At 75.5% G+C, this 5,188-nt stretch carries 3 protein-coding genes and 1 tRNA gene; 1 reads left to right on the top strand and 3 read right to left on the bottom strand.

Going from position 1 to position 5,188, the window contains the following annotated elements; all coding sequences use genetic code 11:
• Positions 1–43 precede the first annotated feature (43 nt).
• A complete protein-coding gene (locus FOE67_RS15850) occupies positions 44–1,660 on the bottom strand; it encodes a carboxyl transferase domain-containing protein (protein ID WP_182664787.1) in 1,617 nt (538 codons plus the stop codon).
• A gap of 112 nt (positions 1,661–1,772) precedes the next feature.
• On the opposite strand from FOE67_RS15850, the gene FOE67_RS15845 reads away from it, so the two are divergent.
• Positions 1,773–2,495: an SACE_7040 family transcriptional regulator gene (locus FOE67_RS15845; protein WP_182664785.1), complete on the top strand. Its 723-nt coding sequence runs from the start codon at positions 1,773–1,775 to the stop codon at positions 2,493–2,495.
• Between the two features lie 115 nt (positions 2,496–2,610).
• Here FOE67_RS15845 and FOE67_RS15840 read toward each other — a convergent pair whose 3' ends face one another.
• Both FOE67_RS15840 and FOE67_RS15835 read right to left on the bottom strand, forming a co-directional pair.
• On the bottom strand, positions 2,611–4,368 hold the full coding sequence (locus FOE67_RS15840) for a tetratricopeptide repeat protein (protein WP_182664784.1): 1,758 nt from the start codon (positions 4,366–4,368) through the stop codon (positions 2,611–2,613).
• 609 nt (positions 4,369–4,977) lie between these two features.
• Positions 4,978–5,051, bottom strand: a tRNA-Met gene (locus FOE67_RS15835).
• Positions 5,052–5,188 lie beyond the last annotated feature (137 nt).

The raw sequence follows: 5,188 nt of genomic DNA, 5'->3' as shown, positions 1-5,188 counted from the left end.
GAATCGGGGACCTCGGCCGGGGCGGTGCGGGGACGACCCGGGATCACATCCGGAACACGCCCCAACCGGGCTCGCCCAACGGGGCGTTGGCGCAGGCGGTCAGGGCCAGCCCCAGGACGGTGCGGGTCTCCAGGGGGTCGATGATCCCGTCGTCCCACAGCCGGGCGGTGGCGTGGTAGGCGTTGCCCCGGGCCTCGTAGTCGGCCCGGATCGGTGCCTTGAACTCCTCCTCCTCGCGCTCGGACCACTCCTCGCCCCGCGCCTCCAACTGATCGCGCTTGACGGTGGCCAGGACGGAGGCGGCCTGCTCGCCGCCCATCACCGAGATCCGGGCGTTGGGCCACATCCACAGGAAGCGGGGCGAGTAGGCCCGACCGCACATCGAGTAGTTGCCCGCGCCGTAGGAGCCACCGATCACCACGGTGAGCTTGGGCACCCGGGTGCAGGCGACGGCGGTGACCATCTTGGCACCGTGCTTGGCGATGCCGCCCGCCTCGTAGTCCCGGCCGACCATGAAGCCGGAGATGTTCTGCAGGAACAGCAGCGGGATGCCGCGCTGGTCGCACAGCTCGACGAAATGGGCGCCCTTGACCGCGGACTCGCCGAAGAGGATGCCGTTGTTGGCCACCACGCCGACGGGATGACCCTGGATCCGGGCGAAGCCGGTGACCAGGGTGGTGCCGTACTCGGCCTTGAACTCGTGGAACCGGGAGCCGTCCACCAGGCGGGCGATGACCTCGCGCACGTCGTAGGGGGTGCGGGGGTCCACCGGCACCGCCCCGTAGAGGCCCTCCGGGTCCACGGCGGGCTCCTCGGCCGGCTCGACCGACCAGGGCAGCGGGCCGCGCCGGGGCAGCCCGGCGACGGTCGACCGCAGGATGCGCAGGGCGTGCGCGTCGTCCTCGGCGAGGTGGTCGGTGACGCCGGAGATCCGCGAGTGCACCTCGCCGCCGCCCAACTCCTCGGCGGTGACGACCTCGCCGGTGGCGGCCTTCACCAGCGGGGGGCCGCCCAGGAAGATGGTGCCCCGGCCGCGCACGATGACGGCCTCGTCGCTCATGGCGGGGACGTAGGCGCCGCCGGCGGTGCAGGAGCCCATCACGGCGGCCAACTGCGGGATGCCCCGCTCGGACATCCGGGCCTGGTTGAAGAAGATGCGACCGAAGTGGTCCCGGTCCGGGAAGACCTCGTCCTGCAGCGGCAGGAAGGCGCCTCCGGAATCCACCAGGTACAGGCAGGGCAGGCGGTTCTCCAGGGCCACCTCCTGGGCCCGCAGGTGCTTCTTGACCGTCATCGGGTAGTAGGTGCCGCCCTTGACGGTGGCGTCGTTGGCCACCACCACGCACTCGCGGCCCGAGACCCGACCGATCCCGGCGATCACGCCGGCCGCGGGGGCGTCGCCCCCGTACATGTCGTGCGCCGCCAGGGGAGCCAGCTCCAGGAAGGGGGAGCCGGGGTCCAGCAGGGTGTCCACCCGGTCGCGGGGCAGGAGCTTGCCGCGCGCGACATGCCGGGCCCGGGCGGCCTCACCGCCGCCGAGACGGGCCGCCGCCAGCTTCTCCCGCAGCTCGGCGACCAGCTCCCGGTGGGCCTTCTCGTTCGCCCGGCGGGCGGCGGAGTCCGGCTCCGCGCCGACCCCGAGCACCGGTGCCCGGCTCATCCGACCAGCTCCCTCACGCTCCACCCGCCGGCGGAGCCGCCCGCGGGTTAATGACCGTTAACGCCGGATCCCAGGTTAACGCCCATTAACGCCGACTGTCTACAATGGGACCATGCACGGCTCGCCCCCCGGCTCGACCGCAGCCGCACCTTCCACCGGCGCCCCCGCCGGGCCGCCCGCGTCCACCGACCGGGACGGCAGCCGCGCCGGACGGCGGACCGGGGGCGGAACCCGGCGCGAGCAGATCCTGCGCGAGGCGTCCCGGCTCTTCGCCGACCACGGCTTCCACGGTGTCGGGGTGGACGAGATAGGGGCGGCCGTGGGCATCAGCGGCCCCGCCCTGTACCGGCACTTCGCCGGCAAGGACGCCATGCTCGCCGAACTGCTGGTCGGCATCAGCGTCCGGCTCCGCGACGGCGGCGAGCGCCGGGTGGAGGAGGCCGCGGCGGCCGGACGGTCACCGGCGGAGGCGCTGGACGCCCTGATCACCGGCCACATCGACTTCGCGCTGGACGACCGGGCCCTGATCACCCTGCACGACCGGGAACTGGACCGCCTCCCCGAGCGCGACCGCAAGGATGTCCGGCGGCTGCAGCGGCAGTACGTGGAGCTGTGGGTGGAGGTGGTCTGCCGGGTGTACCCGGACCTGTCCGAGCGCTGCGCGCGGGGCGCCGTGCACGCCGTCTTCGGCCTGCTGAACTCCACCCCCCACCTCTCCGCGCGCACCGGCGCGCTGCCGGACCGCGCCGGCACGGCCGACCTGCTGCACCGGATGGCCCGGGCCGCGCTGGCCTCGGCCGCCGGGGTGCGGGACGGCGCCCCGGGCGGGGGCTGACCGGGGGCGTCCCGGTCCCGGGCCCCCGGGCGTCGCCCCCGCGGGGCGACGCGAAGCGGGACGGGGCGGGACCCCCGTCCGGGAGGACCCGCCCCGTTCGGCGGGACACCCGCCGTCAGGCCGTCATCTCGCCCGCCAGCGCGTCCCGCAGCCGGCCGGCCCGCTCCGCGACCTCCGCCGGCCCGAGCTCCGCGGCCCGGGCGCTCCACTCGCGCCCCTCGGCCAGGTCGCCGCGCCGGGAGGCGAGCAGCGCCAGGTGCAGTGCGGCCCGGCCGTGACCGGCCTCCGCCGCCCGCTTCCACCACATCGCGGCCTCGGGCTCGGCACCCTCGCGCGCGAGCAGCAGCCCCAGGTTGAAGGCGCCGTTGCGGCTGCCGTCCTCGGCGGCGCGGCGGTACCACTCGGCCGCCTCGACCAGGTCACCGCGCTCGGCCGCCCGGGTCCCCAACCGCACCCGGGCCCGACGGTGCCCGCGCTCGGCGGCACGCCGGTACCACCGCTCGGCCTCGGAGGACTCCGGGTCGGCGGGGCCGCCGAGGCCGCGGACCGGCCCGCTGGGACGCAGCACGATCCGACCGTTGGTGCCCAGCCCCGGGTCGGTGTCCGGGTCGGTCTCGGTGCCCGGCCCGGGGGGCGGGTCGCCCTCCCCCGCGCGCTCCAGCCGCTCCAGCCGGACCGCCAGGCGGAAGGCGCCCTCCACGCTGCCGCCCTCGGCCGAACGACGCAGCATCCGGTCGGCCTCGGCCCGTTCCCGGGGGGTGCGGGCCTGCCGCAGACCGGTGAGCGCCACCTGCAGGGCCGCCTCCGCGTGCCCGGCCCCGGCGGCCCGCCGGTACCAGCGCAGGGACTCGGCGTCGTCGCCCCGCCCGGCGTGCAGGATGCCCAGGTTGAAGGCCGCGTCCACGCTGCCGGCCTCGGCCGCGCGGGAGAACCACGGCTCGGCCCCGTCGGTGTCGCCGCGCTGGAGCAGCAGCACCGCGAGGGCGTTGGCCGCCTCCCGGTGGCCCGCGTAGGCGGCCCGGCGGTACCACTGCTCGGCCTGCACCATGCGGCCGGAACCCGCGCACAGCAGGGCCAGGTTGAAGGCGCCGTTGATGTCGCCGGCCTCCAGGGCCGCGCGGTACCAGCGCTGGGCCTCCTGACGACGACCGTGCCGGGCGTGCAGCGCGCCGAGGGCGTTGGCCGCCGTGCCCTCGCCCTCACGGGCGGCGCGCAGCCACCAACTCTCGGCCGCCTCCTCCTCGCCCGCGTCGCTCAGCAGGAAACCCAGGGCGGCGGCGGCCCCGGACTCCCCGGCCTCCGCGGCGTCGAGGTACCAGCGCATCGCCTCGGTGGTCTCGCCGCGCCGCTCGAGCAGCTCGCCCAATCGGTGGGCGGCGCGGGCGTGGCCGCGGGCCGCGGCGAAGCGGTACCAGGTCTCGGGGTCCTCCGAGAGCGGCGCGTAGCGGAACGCGGCCTCGCGGTGACCGCGCTCGGCGGCGATCCGGAACCACCGCGCCGCGCCGTCCGCGTCGTTGTGGTGCAACAGGTCGGCGAGGGCGTAGGCTCCCGAGTCATGACCCCACTCGGCGGACTGGCGCAGCCAGTACTCGGCCGCGGTGTCGTCGCCCTGCTCGCGGTGCAGGCGACCCAGGGCGTGCGCGGCGGCGGCGGAGCCGGCGACCGCGGCGGTGCGCCACCAACCGGCGGCCTCCTCGGCCCGACCGGTGCGATGGAGGAGGACGCCGAGGTTGTTGGCCGCACTGCGGTCACCCTCGGACGCGGCGACGCGCAACAGCGCCTCCGCACCGTCGAGATCCCCGCGCCGAAGGCGGGCCGCGCCCTCGCGGGCCGCCTCCTCGGCGCCGGTCTCGAACCCCGCCCTGTCCCCCATAAGGACCATACTCGCACCACCTGAAACCTGCGTACACCGGAAAATACCCGCGACCGGCGAAGTCACATAGAGGTTTATCGACTTCCCGACATGACAACACTCAAACGCTGTAACAGGCGGCAAATGCGCACCGATTGGGTCTCGGGAGCGCCCCGGTGGACATCGTGGCCGCTCACAGCGGTGCCGCCGCCCCTCGGTGTCACCCTCACGAGTGGCGGGCCCCGGAGCCCGAAGATCCACCGCAGGAGTGACACGCCCTCCCGGTCGGACCACCCGGGCGCGCGCCGAACCCCCCGACCGGGGTGGACGGTGTCCCCGGCGCGTCCCCGGTGCGCGCCCCGGGGAACGCCGCGGGACCGGAGGGGGCCGGGGACGTTCCCGCACCACGAGGGGACACGCCCGGGTCCGCCGCCCCCGTCGCGGGGAGGCGATGCACCGTGCGAAACCGACGCACCGTTCGGAGCCGTCAGGTCGTCACGAAACGGGGAAGCCCGGGGAGCCGGGGAAACGGGAAGCCGGGCGAAGGGGACCGGGGGCGCGCACCCCGCACAACGGGAAGAGGGCCCGGTGGCGGTGCTGACGCACCTTCACCGGGCCCTCTTCGCTGCGTAGCGGGGACAGGATTTGAACCTGCGACCTCTGGGTTATGAGCCCAGCGAGCTACCGAGCTGCTCCACCCCGCGGCGTGGGCCCCTCGGGAACCCCCGAGGAACAACCCAACTCTAACACGTCCCCGGGGCGTCTCCCCCCACTCCCGTTCACCGGTGCCACGGATGCCCCGGGGACCCCGGTCGCCACTCCCGTCCCGGAGGGGCGGGGA

Source organism: Streptomyces calidiresistens (assembly GCF_014141525.1).
Classification (GTDB): Bacteria; Actinomycetota; Actinomycetes; order Streptomycetales; family Streptomycetaceae; genus Streptomyces; species Streptomyces calidiresistens.
Note: the sequence above shows the minus strand (reverse complement) of the source record. Positions and strands in the feature narration are given on the sequence as shown.

Bases quoted from the DNA above. Each gene is read 5' to 3' on its own strand.
- FOE67_RS15850 (WP_182664787.1), bottom strand. From the start codon at position 1,660: ATGAGCCGGGCACCGGTGCTCGGGGTCGGCGCGGAGCCGGACTCCGCC.
- FOE67_RS15845 (WP_182664785.1), top strand. From the start codon at position 1,773: ATGCACGGCTCGCCCCCCGGCTCGACCGCAGCCGCACCTTCCACCGGC.
- FOE67_RS15840 (WP_182664784.1), bottom strand. From the start codon at position 4,368: ATGGGGGACAGGGCGGGGTTCGAGACCGGCGCCGAGGAGGCGGCCCGC.